Raw genomic sequence first — 19,013 nt, 5'->3', positions numbered from 1 at the left:
GCTTCCTTCCTAAAAGGTTTTACTTGGTTACCGGCAGGCCGGCCGCGACCCAGGCTGCCTGGCCGCCTTCGAGCGCGTGCGCGTCCTCGAAGCCTGCGGCCTGCAACTGGCGCACCGCCTTGTCCGCGCGCGCGCCGGTCTGGCACACAACGATCACGGTGCGGTTCTTCGACTTTTCCAGCTCGCCGATCCGATTGCCCAAGTCTGCCAGCGGGATGTGTTTCGCGTCGCGCAGGTGGCCGGCCGCGAATTCCTCGCCCGTCCTGACGTCGAGCACGAGGGTCTTGCCGCGGTTGATCATCTGAGTCGCCTGCAGGGCGGTGGCGCGCTTGCCGCGCGGGGCGAGGGCTGGCCAGAGCAGGGCAAGACCGGAAATCACGGCGATCGCCACCACGAAGATATTATCGAGAATGAATTTCACAAGGGTTCCAATGGTTGAACTGAATCGGCGCATTATAAAATAGATGCCGGACCGGATTTCAATCGCACCTTTTAACCGAAGAAGAGCTTATGTACAAAATCGTATTCATGCGCCACGGCGAATCCACCTGGAACCTGGAAAACCGCTTCACCGGCTGGACCGATGTCGACCTGACCGAGAAGGGCATCAACGAGGCCAAGACCGCCGGCCGCGTGCTCAAGGAAGCCGGTTTCACCTTCGACGTGGCCTATACCTCGGTGCTCAAGCGCGCGATCCGCACCCTGTGGCTGGCGCTGGACGAGATGGACATGATGTACCTGCCGGTCAAGAACGACTGGCGCCTGAACGAGCGCCACTACGGCGCCCTGCAGGGCCTGGACAAGGCCGAAACCGCGGCGAAATTCGGCGACGAGCAGGTGCTGGTCTGGCGCCGCAGCTACGACACCCCGCCGCCCGCGCTGGAAGAAGGCGACGAGCGCACCTCCTTCAACGATCCGCGCTATGCGAGCCTGTCGAAAGAACAGATTCCGCTGACCGAGTGCCTGAAGGATACCGTGGCCCGCGTGATGCCGGCCTGGGACGAGGAAATCGCCCCGGCCATCCGCGCCGGCAAGAAGATCCTGATCTCGGCCCACGGCAACAGCCTGCGCGCCATCATCAAGATGCTGGACAACATCAGCGACAGCGACATCGTCGGCCTGAACATCCCGAACGGCCAGCCGCTCGTGTACGAGCTGGATGAAAACCTCAAGCCGATCAAGCATTACTACCTGGGCGACCAGGACGCGATCGCCGCCGCCATGGCGGCCGTGGCCAACCAAGGGAAGGCGAAGTAAGCTTGCGTTTGCCATCCACGAAGTCCGCCGGCAGCGCGCTGATCTGTGCGCTGTTGGCCCTGGTCCTTTCCAGCCCCGCCAACGCCCAGCGCCAGACCGAACGCAGCCGCCAGAAGGCGACCGCGGAGAAGCAGCGCGCCGGGGTCAAGCAGAAGCTGGAGGCGATCCGCAAGGACATCGCCCGCACCGAGGACGCGCGCGAGGACGCCGCCGACGAACTGGCGGAGTCCGAAGCGGCCATCTCCGACGCCAACCGCGCCTTGCGCGACCTGGCCGAGGAGCAGGACGCCACCAGCACCCGCCTGCACGACCTGTCGACCCAGGGACAGAGGCTGCAGGAGACAATTGTTAATCAAAAGAAACAGTTGTCCCAGCTGCTGCGCGAGCACTACGTGGCCGGCAACGAAGACCGGATCAAGCTGCTGCTGTCCGGCGACAACCCGAACCGCATCAACCGCGACCTGCAGATGATGGCCTACGTCTCGCAGGCGCAGGCGAAGCTGCTGGATTCCCTGCGCGCCAACCTGGCCGAGGTCGAGGCCAACCGCGACAAGGTCGAGAACGCCCAGCTCGAGCTGCAGGAAATCGCCCAGGAGCAGCAACAGCAAAAGACCAGGCTGGAACAGGAAAAGGGCAAGCGCGCGGCGCTGCTGCAGAACCTGTCGACCCGCCTGGCCGACCAGCGCAAGCAGGCCGACCGCCTGCAGCGCGACGAACAGCGCATGGCGGCCCTGGTGGACCGCCTGACCATCCTGATCCGCCAGCAGGCCGAGGCCGAGCGCCGCCGCCAGGCCGCGCTCGCCGCCGCGAAGGCCAAGGCCGAGGCGGAAGAGAAGGCGCGCGCCCTGGCGCGGGCCAAGGCCGCCGCCGAGAAGGCCGAGCGCGAACGCATCGCGCGCCAGAACGCCAAGCCGGGCACCAGGCCGGAGCCGGAACCGGAACCGCCGAAGGTGGCCGAGCAGCCCAGGCCGGTGGAGAAGCCGAGCGCGCCGCCGCCGCAGGAAGTCCCGCTGGCGCCGCCGGCCCCGGCCGGCGCCTTCGCCGCCCTCAAGGGGCGCTTGAGCCCGCCGGTGAACGGCACCGTGGCCGCCCGCTTCGGCGCGCGCCGCGGCGAAGGGGTGAGCTGGAAAGGCATCTTCATCAAGGCGCCGGAAGGCACCGAAGTGCGCGCCGTCGCAGCGGGCCGCGTGGTGCACGCGGACTGGATGCGCGGCTGGGGCAATATGCTCATCGTCGACCACGGCGGCGAGTACTGGTCGGTCTACGGCAACAACTCGGCCCTGCTCAAGCGCGTGAACGACATGGTGCGCCCTGGCGAGGTGATCGCCAGCGCGGGCAATACCGGCGGCAACGAGGAATCGGGGCTATACTTTGAGCTCAGGTACCGCGGCAAGGTCTTCGACCCCGCAAGCTGGGTCAAATTCTAAGGACACACATGGGTAGCAAGGCGAAGAATCTCGGACTCATCGGACTTGGCATGGTGGCCGGCGTGGCCGCCACCTTCCAGCTCTCGGCCCATGCGCAGAAAGGCGTCGAGTCGCCGCTGCCGCTCGACGAGCTGCGCCAGCTGGCCGACGTCTATGGCCTGATCAAGACCGACTACGTCGAACCGGTGTCGGACAAGAAGCTCCTGTCCGAAGCCATCGGCGGCATGGTCGCCTCGCTCGACCCGCACTCGACCTACCTCGACCAGAAAGCCTTCCGCGAGATGAAGGAAGCGGTGGCCGGCAAGTTCGTCGGCGTCGGCGTCGAGGTGGCCAGCGAGGACGGCTACGTCAAGATCGTCGCCCCCATCGAGGACACCCCGGCGCACAAGGCCGGCATCAAGGCGGGCGACCTGATCACCCGCATCGACAATGTCCCGGTCCGCAACATGTCGCTGGACGAGGCGATCAAGCGCATGCGCGGCAAGGCCGGCAGCAAGGTCACGCTCACCATCGCGCGCCGCGGCGAGGACCGCCCCTGGGTGGTGCCAGTGCAGCGCCAGGAAATCGTGGTCCAGAGCGTCAAGGCCAAGATGGTCGAGCCCGGCTATGCCTGGCTGCGCGTGAGCCAGTTCCAGGAAAACACTGTCGAGGAGCTGGCCAAGAAGGCCAAGGCCCTGTACGCCGAGAACCCGGAGATCAAGGGCCTGGTACTCGACCTGCGCAACGATCCCGGCGGCCTGCTGCCCGGCGCGATCGGCGTGTCGGCCGCCTTCCTGCCGAAACCCGACCAGCTGATCGTCTCGACCAAGGGCCAATTGGCCGACTCGAACCAGCAGTTCTACGGCCGCCGCGAATACTATGCCCAGCGCGGCGCCGACCCGCTGGCGGGCCTGCCCGCGGGCCTGAAAACCGTGCCGATGGTGGTGCTGGTAAACGGCGGCTCGGCCTCGGCATCCGAGATCGTCGCCGGCGCCCTGCAGGACTACAAGCGCGCCATCATCATGGGCAGCCAGACCTTCGGCAAGGGCTCGGTGCAGACCCTGCGCCAGCTCTCGCCCGACACCGCCGTCAAGCTGACCACGGCGCGCTACTACACCCCGAAAGGGCGCCCGATCCAGGCCGTCGGCATCGTGCCCGACATGCGCGTGGACGAGACCGCCGAGGGCGACGCCCTGGCCGTGCTGCGCGTGCGCGAATCCGACCTGCAGCGCCACCTGGCCGGCGAGGCCGAGAAAACGCCGGCCGCGAAGGACCAGAAGGAGGGGGCGGCCCGTGCCGCGCTGGAAGCCCAGCAGCGCGCGGTCGCCCAGCTGAAGGACCGCAAGCCGCTCGACTACGGCAGCAAGGACGACTTCCAGCTGGCGCAGGCGATCAACCACTTCAAGGGGCAGCCCGTGCAGCTGGCCCAGTCGGATCCGGAAGAGGCGAAGCCGGCGGCGCCGAAGGCATTGCCGGGGGCGGAGACCAAGCCACCCGAGATCAGGGCGCCGGCCAAGAAGTAGTCCCTCATTGCCTGACGGAACCGGGCCCCGCGCAGCGGGCCCGGTCCGACGTTCCCCGCATCCCATGAACGACCACCAGCTCCTGCGCTACTCCCGCCACATCCTCCTCGACGACATCGGCATCGACGGCCAGCAGCGTCTGCTCGACGCCCACGCCCTCGTCATCGGCGCCGGCGGCCTCGGTTCGCCCGCCGCCCTTTACCTAGCCTCGGGCGGCATCGGCCACATCACCCTGGTGGACGACGACGAGGTCGACCTGACGAACCTGCAGCGCCAGGTCATGCACACGAGCGAACGCGTCGGCCAGCCCAAGGTCGAGTCCGGTCGCGCGGCCATGCTGGCCATCAACCCGGAGATCGACGTGACGGCGCTGCGCGAGCGCGTCGCCGGCGAGCGCCTGCGGGAACTCGTGCGAAGCGCCACGGTCGTACTCGATTGCACCGACAACTTCGCCACCCGCCACGCCATCAACCGCGCCTGCGTCGAAGAGGGCAAGCCGCTGGTGTCCGGCGCCGTGATCCGCTTCGACGGCCAGCTCGCCGTCTTCGACACGCGCCGGCCCGAGGCCCCGTGCTACGCCTGCCTCTTTCCCGAGGACAGCGGCTTCGAAGACGTGGCCTGCAGCACCATGGGCGTGTTCGCGCCCCTGGTCGGCGTGGTCGGGGCCATGCAGGCGGCCGAGGCGATGAAGCTGGTGGCGGGCATCGGCGAGCCGCTTGCCGGGCGCCTCCTGCTGCTGGACGGACGCGCCATGGACTGGAACACGGTCCGGGTCGCCCGCAATCCCGCCTGTCCGGTGTGCGCAAACCGTGCAATAACACATGAATAAGACCGCATTAAGACAGGATTAAACTGGTCAAAATCTTTACAATTTCCTACGTGCACACGGTAGCCCCTGCCCGCATGTGGCCTTATACTGTCAGCCTTCAACCGACATCCTTGTAAAGACATCCATGCACATCGATTCGCAACGTTTCAAGCGCGCACGTGGTTTCACCCTGGTCGAGATCATGGTCGTCGTGGTCATCATCGGCATCCTCGGCGCCCTGGTCGTGCCGAAGCTGCTGGGCCGTACCGGCGAGGCGCGCGTGACGGCCGCCAAGACCGACATCGCCACCATGATGCAGGCGCTCAAGCTCTACAAGCTCGACAACCAGCGCTATCCGAGCACCGAACAGGGCCTGCAGGCACTGATCACCAAGCCGACTTCCGGTCCTGCCGCCAACGGCTGGAAAGAAGGCGGCTACATGGAAAAGCTACCGAAAGACCCGTGGGGCAACCCTTACCAGTACCTGTCGCCTGGCATCCATGGCGAGGTGGACGTGTTCTCGCTGGGCGCCGATGGCCAGCCCAGCGGTACCGGCGAGGATGCCGACGTCGGTTCCTGGGAATAAGGTTTTTTCATGCGCGCCCAGCGCACCCGAGCTCCACGCGGCTTTACCTTGGTGGAGCTGCTGGTCGTGATGGTCATCATCGGCATCACGCTGGGCCTCGCTTCGCTCAATGCGATTCCCTCGCCGCGCCAGAACCTGCAGGAAGAGGCCCAGCGCCTGGCCCTGCTGCTGCAGCTGGCGCGCGACGAGGCGATCGTGCGCAACCGCCTGGTGGCCTTCGAGGCCAATTCCGAGCGCTACCGTTTCATCGTGCGCAATGACACCGGCTGGGAGCCGGTCACCCGCGACGACCTGCTGCGCGAACGTCCCTTCAAGCAGGCCCCGCTGCGCCTGGTGCTGGAGCCGAATCCCGGCGCCGATCCGAACCAGCTGCGCATCACCTTCGGACGCGAGCCGGTCGACAAGCCTTTCGTGCTGACCCTGGCGTCCGGCAACAATGCCGTGGCGATCCGCGCCGACGGCGTCGGCCATTTCACTGTCGAGTGATGCGACCATGAAAATGCGCGCCTCTCCTGCCGGTTTTACCCTGCTCGAAGTGCTGGTCGCCCTCGTCATCGTCGGCACCGCCCTCGGCGCCGGCCTGCGCGCCGTCGGCAGCCTGACCAGCAACAGCGCCGGCCTGCGCGCCTCGATGATGGCGACCTGGTCGGCCGAAAACCGCCTGGTGCAGATCCGCCTGGGACGCGAATTCCCCGAAGTCGGCAAGCGCAATTTCCCCTGTCCGCAAGGCGACCTGAACCTGATCTGCGAAGAGCAGGTGCTGACCAGTCCGAACCCGCTCTTGCGCCGGATCGAAGTCTCGGTGTTCGATGCCGAACGTCCGCAGCGCCGCATCGTCAAACTGGTTCAGCTCGTGCTCAGGCCATCCAGATTATGAGACCGCAGAAACGGCGCCGCGGCTTTACCCTCGTCGAACTCCTGGTGGCGATCAGCATCCTCGCCATCCTGGCCGTGCTCGGCTGGCGCGGGCTGGACGGCATCGTGCGCGCCCGGATCGCCCTGACCCAGCAGATGGAAGTCACGCGCGGCATGCAGCTCGCCTTTGCCCAGATGCAGAGCGACTGCGAACACCTGGCGCCGCGCAGCCTGCTCGGCAACCGCGTCAACCTGCTCTGGGAAGACGACCGCCTCACCCTGGTGCGCAAGGTCTACAACGAAAATGAGCCGACCCAGCTGGTGGTGGTGTCCTACCGCGTGGTGAACGGCACCCTGGTGCGGCGCGAATCGCGCGGCACCCGCGACCTGGTCCAGCTCGACGCCCTGTGGCAGGCGGTCGCCAGCGACGCGCCCACCGAGTCGGCCACCCCGGTGGTGCTGCAGACCGGGCTGGCGGCGATGGGCATCCAGGTCTGGCAGGCCAATGCCTGGCGCAAGGAAGCGGCCCCAGCTACCGAAGGCGGCCAGCCGCTCGAGCCGGACGGCATCCAGGTCAGCCTCACCTCGCAGGGACTGGCCGCGCCCATGGTCAAGGCTTTGCTGCTGGGGGGCACCTGATGCGAAGCTTCATTCGTCGCCAGAGGCAGCGCGGGGTCGCAGTCGTTACTGCGCTGCTGCTCACGACGCTCGCCATCTCGATCGTCGCCAGCCTGTTCTGGCAGCAGCAGGTGCAGGTGCGCACCCTGGAGAACCAGCGCCTGCAACTGCAGACCAAGTGGATCCTGCGCGGGGCGCTGGACTGGGCCAGCGTGGTGCTGCGCCAGGAGCTGCCCTACACCTCGCTCGACCAGGTCTGGGCCACCCCGCTGGCCGAAACCCGCCTGGACCAGTACATCGAGCGCGAACGCCTGGAAGGCGAAGCCTTCGACGCTTCACTGTCCGGTAACATTATCGACGCCACGTCGCGTTACAATCTCGCCAACCTGGCGCAGCAGGGTGAGCCGGACCCGGCGCAGCAGGCGATCTTCCTGCGCCTGCTGAACGTGCTGCGGCTCGATACCCGGCTGGCGCAAAGGGTGACCATCTTCGTGGCGCAGGGCCAGCGTTCGGCGCCGGCGGCGGCGCCCGGGCAGGGAACGCCGGGGGTGGACGAAGACGAGAAGACGCCGCAGACGCAGCTGCCGCCGGCCAGCGGCCTGCCGGTCCCGCTGGTGCAGGTCGACGACCTGCTGGCGGTGCAGGGCATGACGCCGGCGATCCTGGCGCAGCTCAAGCCCTTCCTGATCGTGCTGCCGGAGAAGACGCCGCTGAACGTGAATACCGCACCGGCCGAGCTGCTGGCGGCCCTGATCCCGGACATGTCGCTGTCCGAGGCCGGCAGCCTGGTGGCGCGGCGCAAGACGGCTGCCTGGCGCGACGAGGCCACCTTCCGCAGCCAGGTGCGCGGCGGCGAGGGCATCCCGCAGGATGTATTTGATGTGAAAAGCAGCTGGTTTTTGGTGCAGAGCCGGATACGGCTCGATCGCGCCGCCCTGAACGCGGAATCGCTGATCCAGCGCAAGCCGCTGATCAGCAGCGGCGGCGGTGGCACCACCGTGATCTGGACCCGCCAGAACTAGAAGAAAGCGAGACAGTTTGACTACACTTTATATCCGGCACCCGGCCAGAGCCGAAGGCGAAGGCGCCCTGTGCCGTTTCGCCCTGGTCGACGACGGCGGCGCCATCGCGCAGCAGGGCGAAGGCCTGTTGCGCAACCTGGGCGACATGGTTGCCGCCAGCCGCCGCGTGGTGGTGCTGCTGGCCGGCGCCGACGTCACCCTGCTGGCGGTCCAGGCCCCGCCGCTCACCGGTGCCCGCCTGCGCGCGGCCCTGCCGGCCCTGGTCGAAGAACATATCCTCGGCGACCCGCTCGATGCCGTGCTGGTCGCCGGCCCCGCGCTGCCCGACGGCCGCCGCCCGGTCGCCGTGGTGCAGCGCGACTGGTTCGAACCGCTCGTGAAAGCCCTGCTCGGCATGGGCGCGCGCGCGGTCGCCGCCATGCCTTCGCAGCTGTGCCTGCCCCTGCAGCCGGGCAGCGCCAGCGCCGCCATCGGCGCCGGAGAGTTGCTGCTGCGCCAGGGCCAGTACGAAGGCCTCGGCCTGGCCCTCGACGGCAACCCCTCGGCCGTTTTGCAGACGGCGCGCGCGCTGGCCGGCGATGCCCCGCTGGTGCTCTACGTGCCGCACGAGCAGCTGGGCGAATACCAGGCCCTGCTGGCCGAAGCCGGTCCCGGCATCGCGCTGGAAAGCGATGCCTGGGCTCACTGGATCGCAGGAAGTAAAAGCAGCACCCTGGACCTGGTCCCGGGCCTGGGAACGGCCGGCGTCGCCCAGCGTGACTGGAGCCGCTGGCGCTGGCCGATCCGCCTCGCCATCGCCGCCATCGTGGTCAACATCATCGGCGTCAACATCGAATGGCTGCGCCTGAAGCGCGAAGCCACCGCCGTGCGCGAGGGCATGAGCCAGACCTTCCGCAATGCCTACCCGAACCAGCCGGTGATCGATCCGGTGGCCCAGATGCAGCAGAACATTGCCCGCGCCAAGGCGGCCGGCGGCCAGGTCTCGAGCGGCGAATTCGGCTGGATGGCCGGCGTGCTGGGCGAAACGACACGCACGCTACCGCGTCCGCCCGGCATTGCGTCAATGGAGTTCCGCGAACGCACCCTGACTGTTCGGGTCAAACCTGAAACCGTCGACCCCGCTACAACGGGCCAGCTGCGCACCGCCTTGAGCGCGCGCAACCTGAGCCTGGAAGAAACCGCGCCCGCGACCTGGGCGATTCGCAGCACCGGAGCCCCTTGATGAAAGCAGCAGCAACTATCGTGGCCCTGCGCGAACGCGCGCTCGCCTACTGGCTGGCCCGCACCGAGCAGGAGCGCAAATTCCTCGCCATCGGCGCGGCCGTGGTCCTCGTCGCCCTTGTGTATGCGCTGCTGCTGGCGCCCGCCATCGAAGGGCGCGACCGCCTGCAGCGTTCGCTGCCCCAGCTGCGCCAGCAGGCCGCCCAGCTGCAGACCATGGCCGCCGAGGCCGGCGCCCTGGCCGCCAACCCGGCGCCGCCGCCGGCGCCCATGACCCGCGAGGCCTTGACGGCCAGCCTGGCCCAGCGCAGCCTGGTGCCCGGTTCGCTCACGCTCACCGGCGAATACGCCAAGGTCCAGTTCAACAACGTCTCCTTCGCCAACCTGGTGGCCTGGCTCGATGCCCAGCGCCGCGAGAACCGCATCCAGGTGCAGGACGCCGCCTTCACCGGGCTGCCGGCGGCGGGGCAGGTGGATGCCACACTCACCTTGCGCCAGAACCTGGGCACGCCGCAATGAAGCGCCTGCTTGCCTGGTCGGCGCTGGTCGTGCTGGCGGTGCTGGTCACGGTCCTCGCCTTCCTGCCCGCTTCCTGGCTCGGTCCCATGGTCGAGCGCCAGACGGGCGGCCGTTTGACTCTCGGGGATGCGCAGGGTACGCTCTGGAACGGCTCAGCCTTTATCGGCGGGGCGCCCGGCGAGGGCGGTGCGGTGACGCCGCTGCTGCCGGGACGTTTCGCCTGGCGCCTGTCGCCGCTGGTGCTGTTCGGTTCGGTGAGCATGACGGTCGAGAACCCGCAGGCGCTGGCGGGTCCGGTACGCATCGAAGGCAGCTGGTCGCAGTGGCAGGTGAGCAGCGGCGAACTGCTGCTGCCGGCCGAGGGCCTGGCCGGCCTCGGCGCGCCGCTCAACACCCTGGCGCCCACCGGCAGCATCCGGCTGGTGTGGAACACCCTCGACCTGCTGCGCCAGCCCAATAGCGTGACGGTGCAGGGCCGCACGGTCTTGAGCCTCACCGACATGGGTTCGCGCATGGCGCCGATCCGGCCGCTCGGCAGCTACGAGATGGTGTTCGACTGGCGCGGCAGCCAGGCCGACCTGAACCTGCGCACGGTGCGCGGCGCCCTGGTCCTGTCGGGCGCGGGCGCATTGCAGAACGGCCGGCTGCGCTTTTCCGGCCAGGCCTCGGCCGCCGACGGTTACGAAGAGACGCTGGGCAATATGCTCAATCTGCTGGGCCAGCGCCGCATGGTGAACGGCAAGAACATAATCGCACTCGAGTTCAGATAATGAAGAAAATTTCCCGTACCACCTTCGCCCCCGCCATCCCCTCGCTGCGCCGCATCGCGGCCGGCGCCATGCTGTGCTGCGCGGCGACCCTGGCCGTGCCGCCTGCACCCGCCTGGGCCCAGGACAATCCGAATGCCGCCGCGCTGAGCTTCGTCAATGCCGACATCGAGTCGGTGATCAAGGCGATCGGCCACTACACCGGCATGACCTTCATCATCGACCCGCGCGTCAAGGGCACGATCACCCTGGTCTCCGAGAAATCGCTGACCAAGACCCAGGCCTTCGGCCTGCTCACCTCGACCCTGCGCCTGCAGGGCTATGCGGTGGTGACCAGCGGCGACGGCTATGCCAAGGTGGTGCCGGAAGCGGAAGCCAAGGCCCAGTCCGCGCCGACCCAGGTCGGCGGCGTGCGCGCCAGCAAGGCCACCGGCGACCAGATCGCCACCCAGGTGTTCTACCTGGCCTATGAGTCGGCGGCCAACCTGACGGCCGTGCTGCGTCCCCTGATTTCGCCGAACAATTCCATCATGGCGAACCCGGGCAACAACACCCTGGTCATCACCGACTACGCCGACAACCTGCGCCGCCTGGCCAAGATCATCGCCGCGCTCGACACCCCGGTGGCGGCCGACCTCGAGGTCATCCCGGTGCGCAACGCCATTGCCAGCGACATCGCCACCCTGGTGCAGCGCCTGATGGAACCGGCGGCCGGCGGCGACTCGGGCCGCGTCACGGTGCTGGCCGATCCGCGCACCAACTCGGTGGTCGTGCGCGCGCCTTCGCAGGCGCGCGCGAATCTCGCCAAGTCCCTGATCGCCCGCCTCGACCAGCAGACCTCGACACAAGGCAATATCCACGTCGTCTACCTCAAAAACGCCGACGCCAGCCGCGTCGCGCAGACCCTGCGCGCCGTGGTCTCGCAGGATGCCTCCGCCGTGCCGGTGCAGCAGCAGGGCACCTCGGGCGGCTCGATCCAGGCGGGCGCAACGAGCGGCACCGGCCAGGGCGGCCTCGGTGGCCAGCAGGGCCAGCAGAGCAGCACCGGCATGGCCGGCACCGGCAACACCTACGGCCAGCAGAGCCAGCTCACCGCGGGCGGCGCCGGCGGCGGCCAGGGTTCCGGCTTCATCCAGGCCGATGCTTCGACCAACAGCCTGATCATCACCGCGCCGGACGCGGTCTACCGCAACCTGCGCAACGTCATCGACCAGCTCGACGTGCGCCGCGCCCAGGTCTATATCGAAGCGCTGGTGGTCGAAGTCACCTCCAACAAGGCCTCCGAATTCGGCGTGCAGTGGATCGGCGCCAGCGGCGACTCCGACAGCAAGTACCGCATCGGCGGCCTGCAGTCCTTCAGCAGCGGCACCAACAGCAATATCGTCAACCTGGTCGCGGCCGCGCGCAACGGCCTCTCCGCCGATACCGGCGTGCCCTCGGTGCCGGGCCTGACCATCGGCCTGTTCCGCCAGGTCGGCGGCGAGCTCGGCCTGGGCGCGGTGGCGCGCGCGCTGGAAAACGACGGCAACGGCAACATCCTGTCGACGCCGAACATGATCACCCTCGACAACGAGCTGGCCACCATCAAGGTCGGCCAGAACGTCCCGATCATCACGGGCTCCTACACCACCAACTCGACCACCGGCGGCGGCAATCCCTTCACCACGGTCGACCGCCGCGACGTCGGCCTGCTCCTGAAAGTGCGCCCGCAGATCTCGGAAGGGGGTACGATCAAGATGGCGATCTACCACGAGAACTCCAGCGTCGACCAGTCCACCCGCAATGCCGCGTCCGGCCTGACGACCAATGTCCGTGCGATCGAGACCAATGTGCTGGCCGACGACGGCCAGATCATCGTGCTCGGCGGCCTCATCGAAGACACCGAGGGCGATGGCGAAGAGAAAGTACGCGGCCTGGGCGACATCCCGGTGCTGGGCAACCTGTTCAAGTACCGCAGCCGCACCCGGACCAAGACCAACCTGATGGTGTTCCTGCGCCCGGTCGTGGTGCGCAGCAAGGAAGCATCGAATTCGATCGCCATGGACCGCTACGAATACATGCGCGCCGCCGGCGCCGCCGGCCAGGCACAGGAAGAACAGACCATCCTGATGCGCAGCCTCGGCGCGCCGCTGCTGCCGCCGCTGACCAACGGCCAGCCTCCCGTCGGCGGCACCATGGCGACCGCGCCGGTGCAGACGGCCCCGGCTGCGGGCGCCGCGCCCGGCGCAGCCAGCGGCCAGCCGGTGCCGCCCCAGCAGCAAGGTCAGCAGGGACAGCAGCCGGCCTCGCAGTTCCGTCCGGTGACGCCATCGAACCAGAAGTGATGTGAACATGAACAATCTCTTGCCTTTCGCCTTCGCCCGTGACCACGGCGTGCTGGCGCGCGGCGGCGAGGAAGCGGGACAGCCGATCGAAGTGCTGGTCTCCAGCGCCACGGCGCCCGCCGCCATCGCGGAGGTGTCGCGCCGCTTCGGCCGCATCACCCTGCGCCGCCTCGAACGTGGCGAGCTCGACGATGCGATCGCCAAGGCCTATGCCGGCGCCGGCGGCGACGCCTCGCAGGTGGTCGATGAATTCGATGCCGACCTCGACCTCACCAGGCTGCTGCAGGACGTGCCCGCCATCGAAGACCTGCTGGAATCCTCGGACGATGCGCCCGTCATCCGCATGATCAACGCGCTGCTCACGCAGTCGCTGCGCGAAGGCGCCTCGGACATCCACATCGAGCCTTTCGAGCAGACCTCGGTGGTGCGCTTCCGCGTCGACGGCGCGCTGCGCGACATCGTGCGTCCCAAGAAGGCGATCCACGCCTCCCTGATCTCGCGTATCAAGATCATGTCGCAGCTCGACATCGCCGAGAAGCGCCTGCCGCAGGACGGCCGCATCACCCTGCGCATCGGCGGCAAACCCGTCGACGTGCGCGTCTCGACCCTGCCGACCGGCCATGGCGAGCGCGCCGTGCTGCGTCTGCTGGACAAGGAAGCCGGGCGCCTCGACCTCGGCCACCTCGGCATGGCGCCGGACATGCTGCCGCAGTTCGACCGCCTGATCAACCAGCCCCACGGCATCGTGCTGGTGACGGGCCCGACCGGCTCCGGTAAAACCACCACCTTGTACGCGGCGCTGTCGCGCCTGAACGCGTCCACCACCAACATCATGACGGTGGAAGACCCGATCGAGTACGACCTCAACGGCGTCGGCCAGACCCAGGTCAATGCGCGCATCGACATGACCTTCGCCAAGGCCCTGCGGGCGATCCTGCGCCAGGACCCGGATGTGATCATGATCGGCGAGATCCGCGACCTGGAGACGGCGCAGATCGCGGTGCAGGCCTCGCTCACCGGCCACCTGGTGCTGGCGACCCTGCACACGAACGACTCGGCCTCGGCCGTCACCCGCCTGCTGGACATGGGCATCGAACCGTTCCTGTTGTCGTCCTCCCTGCTGGGCGTGATGGCCCAGCGCCTGGTCCGCAAACTCTGCGTCTACTGCAAGGTCAATGATGCCAGCGGCTGGCATGCGGTCGGCTGCGAGCGCTGCGGCCACACCGGCTACCACGGCCGGGTCGGCGTCTACGAGCTGCTGGAAACCACCGAAGAGATCCGCGCCCAGATCCACAACCAGGCGTCCGAAGCCGAGATACGCGAGACGGCCCAGAAGAACGGCATGAAGACCATGCGCGAGGATGGCGAGCGCTGGCTGGCGGACGGCACCACCACGCGCGCGGAACTCGTGCGTGTCACCAAGGATTAAAGGCTGAACAATGCCGGCATTTCGCTATGAAGCCGTCGACGCCGGCGGCGCCACCAGGAAGGGTGTCGTCAATGCCGACAGCCCGCGCTCGGCGCGCGCCGACCTGCGCACGCAAGGCCTGACGCCGCTGTCGGTCGAGCAGATCGCGGCCCAGGTCGATGAAACCGGCGCCACCCGCTCGCGTGGCCTGGGCGAGCGCCTGTCCCAGGTCGAGCTGGCCCTGTTCACGCGCCAGCTGGCCAGCCTGCTGGAAGCCGGGCTGCCGCTCGAACAGGCCTTCACCGCCCTGCTGGAACAGGCCGAGCGCCCCTATGTGCGCGACCTGATCGCCTCGATCCGTTCCGAGGTGATGGGCGGCGTCTCCTTCTCGTCGGCGCTGTCGCGCCACCCGCGCGACTTCGCCGAGATCTACCGCGCGCTCGTCTCCTCGGGCGAACAGATCGGCCAGCTGGCGCGCGTGCTGTCGCGCCTGGCCGACTACATCGAACGCCGCAATGCCCTGGTGCAGAAGGTGCGCCTGGCGTTTACCTACCCGGCGATCGTCACCGTGGTGGCCTTCGCCATCGTGATCTTCCTGCTCACCTATGTGGTGCCGCAGATCGTCTCGGTGTTTGCCAACACCAAGCAAAAGCTGCCCTTCCTCACGGTGATGATGCTGGCGATCTCGGACTTCGTCCGCGCCTACGGCATCTACATGGCCATCCTCATCGTGGGCGCCTTCTGGCTGTGGCGGCGCGCGCTGCGCAACCCGGACCTGAAGCGGCGCTGGCACACCTGGCTGCTGAACGCGCCCGTCTACGGCAAGTTCGAGCGCAGCCTGAACACGGCGCGCTTCGCCAGCACGCTGGCGATCACGACCGGTTCCGGCGTGCCCATCCTGCGGGCGCTCGAGACCAGCCGCGACACCCTGTCGAACGTCGCCATGCGCGAACTGGTCGAGCAGGCCACGGCCAGCGTGCGCGAGGGCGTGAGCCTGGCGCGCGCGCTGTCGGCGCAGAAGCATTTCCCGCCCATGCTGGTGCACATGATCCGCGCCGGCGAGATCACCGGCGAACTGCCCTCCATGCTCGAGCGCGCGGCCAGTTCCCAGCAGGCCGATCTCGAGCGCCGCACGCTGACCATCGCCGGCCTGCTCGAGCCGGTGCTGATCCTGGCCATGGGCCTGGTGGTGCTGCTGATCGTGCTGGCGGTCCTGATGCCGATTATCGAAATCAACCAGCTGGTGCAGTAAGACATGAACACGGAAAAACAATAAGACATGAACAAGCGCTTGCCCCTTCTCCTCACCGTGCTGGCCCTGATCCTGCTGGCGGCGTCGGTCGCCTACTGGTTCCTGCAGCTGTACCGGCCCGAGCAGCGTCCGCTGGCGCCGCCGCCCGCCGTGGTGCAAGCCGAACCCAGCATGGACGCGGCCGCCACCCTGTTCGGCGGCCAGCCGGCGGCGGTGGCGATCTCGAATTACCAGCTGACCGGCGTGGTGGCGGCCGGCGCGAACAGCGCCGTCATCCTGGTGGCCGACGGCTCGCCGCCCAAGGCCGTGCGCATCGGCCGCGAGATCGTGCCCGGCGTGACCGTGGCCGAGGTGCATCCGCGCTATGTGATGCTGTCCGAGGGCGGCGTGATGAAGCGGGTCGACCTGGCGCCCGATACCGGGCCGTCGCAAAATGGCGGCGGCGTTCCGCCGGCCCCGCGCGCGGAGCCTGTGGCAACCGAACCGGCCCCGGGCATCGAACCCCAGACCTCGCCGGGCGCCGTGGTGGCGCCGCCGGGCATGCAGCAGGGTGTGCCGGCGCAAGCCGTGCCGACCACCGGCCAGCCGCAGGTGGTGCCCGAGCCGCAGATGGACCCGGGCGCGGCCGACCAGTCCGGCCCCCCGCCCGACCAGCCGCCGCCGCCGCCGAACCAGACGCAGATGCCGCCGCCGACCAGGAACGTCAATCCGGGCCAGCCGGCGCCGGTGCAGTAAAAACCCATTCTTATGGGATAGGTTCCAAGCACCAAACGAAGAAGGCCGCAACGATGCGGCCTTCTTCGTTTGCTGCGGCTAGCTGCGCCTCAGGGCCGTGAAGGCCGCGAATTCCCAGGACCGGAAACCGAGCAACAGGGTGTAGCCTTCGCGGTCCTCGGGCGGCAGGCGGCGGTCGTTGCGATGCAGGCGCGCCAGTTCGCCGGCCAGTTGGGCGATCTTCTGGGCCAGCTCCTGGGCGCTGGCGCTGGACAGGCGGGCAGGCAGGCACATCAGGGCTTCACCCGGGCGGTTGAAGCCGCCCGCGAAGTAATCGGCCACCACGTGTTCGCGGAAAAAGCGCTGCACCGGGCCGTCCGGCAGCCAGCGGAAGGCATTCGAGACGCGCAGGCTGTACCTGTTCAGGGGTTTCAGCTCGATCAGGCCCAGCCGGTCGAGCTCGGCCAGCAGGGTGATGCATTCGGCTTCCGTCAGGCGATAGGTCTCGATCACCTGTTCCAGCGACCAGTGCCCGAGGCAGCAGATCGCCATCAGGAGCAGGCGCGGATTGGCCACCAGCGAGGTCTCCTGGGGCAGGGTGAGGGCATCCGCCTGGGGCCGCGCATCGGCGGCCCGGCGCAGCACGTCTTCCATGGCGATGCCGGTCACCTGGCAGATCTGCGCCAGGCGCGACAGCGCCATGTCCTTCTGCCCGAACATGCGCTTGACGCTCGATTCGCTTACCCCGATGCGCTCGGCCAGGCCCTTGTAGGTGATGCCGGTGGCGCGCAGTTCGGCGCGCAGGACGTCGAGGACCTGTTCGGGGGAGCTCATGGTTTTCCTATGGATGGGTAATCTCGACTGAATGTACCTGCGAACGATACATTGAGCAATACCGCGGGCGTATGCATCGCCGGGGACCGTAGGGTGGCGCGGCTCCACCCGACGATGTGATCAGCCCGCGTCGTAACCGCCGCCCACGCGTTCAACCAGTGGATGAATGGACGAGCGGGCAGCAGCACCGTGGTTTGAACGCGTGGGCGGCGTTAGTTCCCCAGGTATGCACGCGTCCGGGTGGAGCCGCGCCACCCTACAAAAGCAAAAAAGGCGGACACGCTCGCGCGGTCCGCCAAGGGGATTCTTCAGGAAAGTGCGGCTTACTCGTCGTCGTCCGCGACCAGCTTGGCCTTCTTCAGCATGCGCTTGGCCTCCTGCCGCTCGCTCGAGAGCGGCTTGGCGTGCGGCCCGGCGGACCTGGCCTTGGCCAGCGCGGCGATCGGGTTGCGCGGCTTGCCGAATTGCTGCGACGGCTCCACGCGCAGCCGCATCTTCTGCCGCGTCGCCAGTGCCTTGTTCGCCATGCGCTTCTCCTTTGAATGAATAAACGCGATTACAGGACGTACCTGGACAGGTCTTCGTTGACCGACAGCGCGTCCAGGCGCCCGTTGACGTAGGCCGCGTCGATCGTGACCACCTGCTCGCCCGCGGCGCCGGCCGTGAACGAGACTTCCTCGAGCAGCTTTTCCATCACCGTGTACAGGCGGCGTGCGCCGATGTTCTCGGTGCGCTCGTTGACGGAGAAGGCGATCTCGGCCAGGCGGTGGATGCCTTCATCCGTGAAATCGACCTTCACGCCCTCGGTCGCGAGCAGGGCCTCGTACTGCTTGGTCAGGCTGGCGTCGGTCGAGGTCAGGATGCTCTTGAAATCCTCGATCGACAGCGATTCCAGCTCGACGCGGATCGGGAAGCGGCCCTGCAGTTCCGGGATCAGGTCCGACGGCTTCGACAGGTGGAAGGCGCCCGAGGCGATGAACAGGATGTGGTCGGTCTTGATCATGCCGTACTTGGTGTTCACCGTCGTGCCCTCGACCAGCGGCAGCAGGTCGCGCTGCACGCCGGCGCGCGAGACGTCGGCGCCGCCGTGCTCGGAACGGGTGGCGATCTTGTCGATCTCGTCCAGGAACACGATGCCGTTCTGTTCGACGTTGGCGATGGCCTTCTGCTTCAGCTCGTCTTCGTTGACGAGCTTGGCGGCCTCTTCGTCCACCAGCAGCTTCATCGCATCCTTGATCTTCAGCTTGCGCGGCTTCTTGCGCGCATTGCCGACGCCGGCGAACATCGACTTGATCTGCTCGGTCATTTCTTCCATGCCCGGCGGCGCCATGATTTCCATCTGCGGCGTGGGCTCGGCCACGTCGATCTCGATCTCGCGGTCGTCGAGCGAGCCTTCGCGCAGGCGCTTCCTGAAGGTCTGGCGGGTGGCGTCGCCCTCCTTGCTGTCGCCGTTGCTCACATTGAAGCCGAAGTCACGCGCCGGCGGCACCAGGATGTCGATGATGCGGTCTTCGGCCGCGTCCTCGGCGCGCTGGCGCACCTTTTTCTGCTCGCTCAAGCGGGTCTGCTTGACGCCGATGTCGATCAGGTCGCGGATGATGGTGTCGACGTCGCGGCCGACATAGCCGACCTCGGTGAACTTGGTCGCTTCGATCTTGATGAAGGGCGCGTCGGCCAGCTTGGCCAGGCGGCGCGCGATCTCGGTCTTGCCGACGCCGGTCGGGCCGATCATGAGGATGTTCTTCGGGGTGATCTCGTGGCGCAGCGGTTCCTGTACCTGCTGGCGGCGCCAGCGGTTGCGCAGCGCGATCGCGACCGCGCGCTTGGCCTTGCCCTGGCCGACCACGTGCTTGTCCAGCTCCGAGACGATCTCGGGCGGCGTCATGTTCATGATGGGGG

Annotated in this window: 20 protein-coding genes; 16 read left to right on the top strand and 4 right to left on the bottom strand. The window is 67.8% G+C overall.

Going from position 1 to position 19,013, the window contains the following annotated elements; translation table 11 throughout:
- Window positions 1-19: 19 nt before the first annotated feature.
- Window positions 20-421 carry a rhodanese-like domain-containing protein gene (locus NX780_RS04150; protein ID WP_258826587.1) on the bottom strand — a complete coding sequence of 134 codons (402 nt, stop codon included), beginning with the start codon at window positions 419-421 and terminating at the stop codon, window positions 20-22.
- 89 nt (window positions 422-510) lie between these two features.
- On the opposite strand from NX780_RS04150, the gene gpmA reads away from it, so the two are divergent.
- The 16 genes from gpmA (at window position 511) to NX780_RS04070 (ending at window position 16,301) form a co-directional block, all read left to right on the top strand.
- The gene (gpmA, locus tag NX780_RS04145) at window positions 511-1,257 is read left to right on the top strand and encodes a 2,3-diphosphoglycerate-dependent phosphoglycerate mutase (protein WP_258826586.1); all 747 of its coding nucleotides are present in this window, start codon (window positions 511-513) and stop codon (window positions 1,255-1,257) included.
- An 8-nt stretch (window positions 1,258-1,265) separates the two neighbouring features.
- Window positions 1,266-2,684 carry a murein hydrolase activator EnvC family protein gene (locus NX780_RS04140; RefSeq protein ID WP_258826756.1) on the top strand — a complete coding sequence of 473 codons (1,419 nt, stop codon included), beginning with the start codon at window positions 1,266-1,268 and terminating at the stop codon, window positions 2,682-2,684.
- Window positions 2,685-2,692: 8 nt separating this feature from the next.
- The gene (locus NX780_RS04135) at window positions 2,693-4,186 is read left to right on the top strand and encodes a S41 family peptidase (RefSeq protein WP_258826585.1); all 1,494 of its coding nucleotides are present in this window, start codon (window positions 2,693-2,695) and stop codon (window positions 4,184-4,186) included.
- Between the two features lie 64 nt (window positions 4,187-4,250).
- Complete coding sequence (locus NX780_RS04130; protein WP_258826584.1) at window positions 4,251-5,015, top strand: HesA/MoeB/ThiF family protein; 765 nt, start codon at window positions 4,251-4,253, stop codon at window positions 5,013-5,015.
- Window positions 5,016-5,139: 124 nt separating this feature from the next.
- Window positions 5,140-5,580 (top strand): type II secretion system major pseudopilin GspG, encoded by a 441-nt coding sequence (gene gspG, locus NX780_RS04125; RefSeq protein WP_258826583.1) that lies wholly within the window; start codon window positions 5,140-5,142, stop codon window positions 5,578-5,580.
- A 9-nt stretch (window positions 5,581-5,589) separates the two neighbouring features.
- Window positions 5,590-6,066 (top strand): type II secretion system minor pseudopilin GspH, encoded by a 477-nt coding sequence (gene gspH / locus NX780_RS04120; RefSeq protein WP_258826582.1) that lies wholly within the window; start codon window positions 5,590-5,592, stop codon window positions 6,064-6,066.
- Between the two features lie 7 nt (window positions 6,067-6,073).
- Entirely contained in the window at window positions 6,074-6,457 is a 384-nt protein-coding gene (gene gspI / locus NX780_RS04115) for a type II secretion system minor pseudopilin GspI (RefSeq protein WP_258826581.1), read from the top strand.
- Window positions 6,454-7,074: a PulJ/GspJ family protein gene (locus tag NX780_RS04110; RefSeq protein ID WP_258826580.1), complete on the top strand. Its 621-nt coding sequence runs from the start codon at window positions 6,454-6,456 to the stop codon at window positions 7,072-7,074. Before gspI ends, NX780_RS04110 begins: the two co-directional genes overlap by 4 nt.
- Window positions 7,074-8,075, top strand: coding sequence for a type II secretion system minor pseudopilin GspK (gspK, locus tag NX780_RS04105; protein ID WP_258826579.1), 1,002 nt, complete (start codon window positions 7,074-7,076; stop codon window positions 8,073-8,075). Before NX780_RS04110 ends, gspK begins: the two co-directional genes overlap by 1 nt.
- A 16-nt stretch (window positions 8,076-8,091) precedes the next feature.
- Window positions 8,092-9,297, top strand: a complete 1,206-nt coding sequence (gene gspL / locus NX780_RS04100; protein ID WP_258826578.1) for a type II secretion system protein GspL — start codon at window positions 8,092-8,094, stop codon at window positions 9,295-9,297.
- Window positions 9,297-9,815, top strand: a complete 519-nt coding sequence (locus NX780_RS04095) for a type II secretion system protein M (RefSeq protein ID WP_258826577.1) — start codon at window positions 9,297-9,299, stop codon at window positions 9,813-9,815. Before gspL ends, NX780_RS04095 begins: the two co-directional genes overlap by 1 nt.
- Window positions 9,812-10,585 carry a type II secretion system protein N gene (gene gspN, locus NX780_RS04090; RefSeq protein ID WP_258826576.1) on the top strand — a complete coding sequence of 258 codons (774 nt, stop codon included), beginning with the start codon at window positions 9,812-9,814 and terminating at the stop codon, window positions 10,583-10,585. Before NX780_RS04095 ends, gspN begins: the two co-directional genes overlap by 4 nt.
- Complete coding sequence (gspD, locus tag NX780_RS04085) at window positions 10,585-12,906, top strand: type II secretion system secretin GspD (RefSeq protein WP_258826575.1); 2,322 nt, start codon at window positions 10,585-10,587, stop codon at window positions 12,904-12,906. Before gspN ends, gspD begins: the two co-directional genes overlap by 1 nt.
- Window positions 12,907-12,913: 7 nt before the next feature.
- A complete protein-coding gene (gene gspE / locus NX780_RS04080; protein WP_258826574.1) occupies window positions 12,914-14,335 on the top strand; it encodes a type II secretion system ATPase GspE in 1,422 nt (473 codons plus the stop codon).
- Between the two features lie 10 nt (window positions 14,336-14,345).
- Complete coding sequence (gspF, locus tag NX780_RS04075; RefSeq protein ID WP_258826573.1) at window positions 14,346-15,566, top strand: type II secretion system inner membrane protein GspF; 1,221 nt, start codon at window positions 14,346-14,348, stop codon at window positions 15,564-15,566.
- Window positions 15,567-15,593: 27 nt separating this feature from the next.
- Window positions 15,594-16,301, top strand: coding sequence for a hypothetical protein (locus NX780_RS04070; protein ID WP_258826572.1), 708 nt, complete (start codon window positions 15,594-15,596; stop codon window positions 16,299-16,301).
- A 78-nt stretch (window positions 16,302-16,379) separates the two neighbouring features.
- On the opposite strand, the gene NX780_RS04065 is transcribed toward NX780_RS04070, so the two are convergent.
- The 3 genes from NX780_RS04065 to hslU all read right to left on the bottom strand — a co-directional run bounded on the left by NX780_RS04065 (window position 16,380) and on the right by hslU (window position 19,005).
- The gene (locus NX780_RS04065) at window positions 16,380-17,114 is read right to left on the bottom strand and encodes a helix-turn-helix domain-containing protein (protein ID WP_258826571.1); all 735 of its coding nucleotides are present in this window, start codon (window positions 17,112-17,114) and stop codon (window positions 16,380-16,382) included.
- Between the two features lie 323 nt (window positions 17,115-17,437).
- A complete protein-coding gene (locus NX780_RS04060) occupies window positions 17,438-17,641 on the bottom strand; it encodes a hypothetical protein (RefSeq protein ID WP_258826570.1) in 204 nt (67 codons plus the stop codon).
- Between the two features lie 29 nt (window positions 17,642-17,670).
- Window positions 17,671-19,005, bottom strand: coding sequence for an ATP-dependent protease ATPase subunit HslU (gene hslU / locus NX780_RS04055; protein ID WP_258826755.1), 1,335 nt, complete (start codon window positions 19,003-19,005; stop codon window positions 17,671-17,673).
- Window positions 19,006-19,013 lie beyond the last annotated feature (8 nt).

Origin of the sequence: Massilia agri, assembly GCF_024753255.1 — a bacterium.
Classification (GTDB): domain Bacteria; phylum Pseudomonadota; class Gammaproteobacteria; order Burkholderiales; family Burkholderiaceae_D; genus Telluria; species Telluria agri.
The sequence above is the reverse complement of the archived record's forward strand: the minus strand, read 5'-3'. Positions and strand labels throughout refer to the sequence as shown.

Bases quoted from the DNA above. Each gene is read 5' to 3' on its own strand.
- NX780_RS04130 (WP_258826584.1), top strand. From the start codon at position 4,251: ATGAACGACCACCAGCTCCTGCGCTACTCCCGCCACATCCTCCTCGAC.
- gspE (WP_258826574.1), top strand. From the start codon at position 12,914: ATGAACAATCTCTTGCCTTTCGCCTTCGCCCGTGACCACGGCGTGCTG.
- gspD (WP_258826575.1), top strand. From the start codon at position 10,585: ATGAAGAAAATTTCCCGTACCACCTTCGCCCCCGCCATCCCCTCGCTG.
- hslU (WP_258826755.1), bottom strand. From the start codon at position 19,005: ATGAACATGACGCCGCCCGAGATCGTCTCGGAGCTGGACAAGCACGTG.
- NX780_RS04065 (WP_258826571.1), bottom strand. From the start codon at position 17,114: ATGAGCTCCCCCGAACAGGTCCTCGACGTCCTGCGCGCCGAACTGCGC.
- NX780_RS04060 (WP_258826570.1), bottom strand. From the start codon at position 17,641: ATGGCGAACAAGGCACTGGCGACGCGGCAGAAGATGCGGCTGCGCGTG.
- NX780_RS04110 (WP_258826580.1), top strand. From the start codon at position 6,454: ATGAGACCGCAGAAACGGCGCCGCGGCTTTACCCTCGTCGAACTCCTG.
- gspG (WP_258826583.1), top strand. From the start codon at position 5,140: ATGCACATCGATTCGCAACGTTTCAAGCGCGCACGTGGTTTCACCCTG.
- gspI (WP_258826581.1), top strand. From the start codon at position 6,074: ATGAAAATGCGCGCCTCTCCTGCCGGTTTTACCCTGCTCGAAGTGCTG.
- NX780_RS04070 (WP_258826572.1), top strand. From the start codon at position 15,594: ATGAACAAGCGCTTGCCCCTTCTCCTCACCGTGCTGGCCCTGATCCTG.
- gspH (WP_258826582.1), top strand. From the start codon at position 5,590: ATGCGCGCCCAGCGCACCCGAGCTCCACGCGGCTTTACCTTGGTGGAG.
- gspK (WP_258826579.1), top strand. From the start codon at position 7,074: ATGCGAAGCTTCATTCGTCGCCAGAGGCAGCGCGGGGTCGCAGTCGTT.
- NX780_RS04095 (WP_258826577.1), top strand. From the start codon at position 9,297: ATGAAAGCAGCAGCAACTATCGTGGCCCTGCGCGAACGCGCGCTCGCC.
- gspF (WP_258826573.1), top strand. From the start codon at position 14,346: ATGCCGGCATTTCGCTATGAAGCCGTCGACGCCGGCGGCGCCACCAGG.
- NX780_RS04135 (WP_258826585.1), top strand. From the start codon at position 2,693: ATGGGTAGCAAGGCGAAGAATCTCGGACTCATCGGACTTGGCATGGTG.
- gspN (WP_258826576.1), top strand. From the start codon at position 9,812: ATGAAGCGCCTGCTTGCCTGGTCGGCGCTGGTCGTGCTGGCGGTGCTG.
- gpmA (WP_258826586.1), top strand. From the start codon at position 511: ATGTACAAAATCGTATTCATGCGCCACGGCGAATCCACCTGGAACCTG.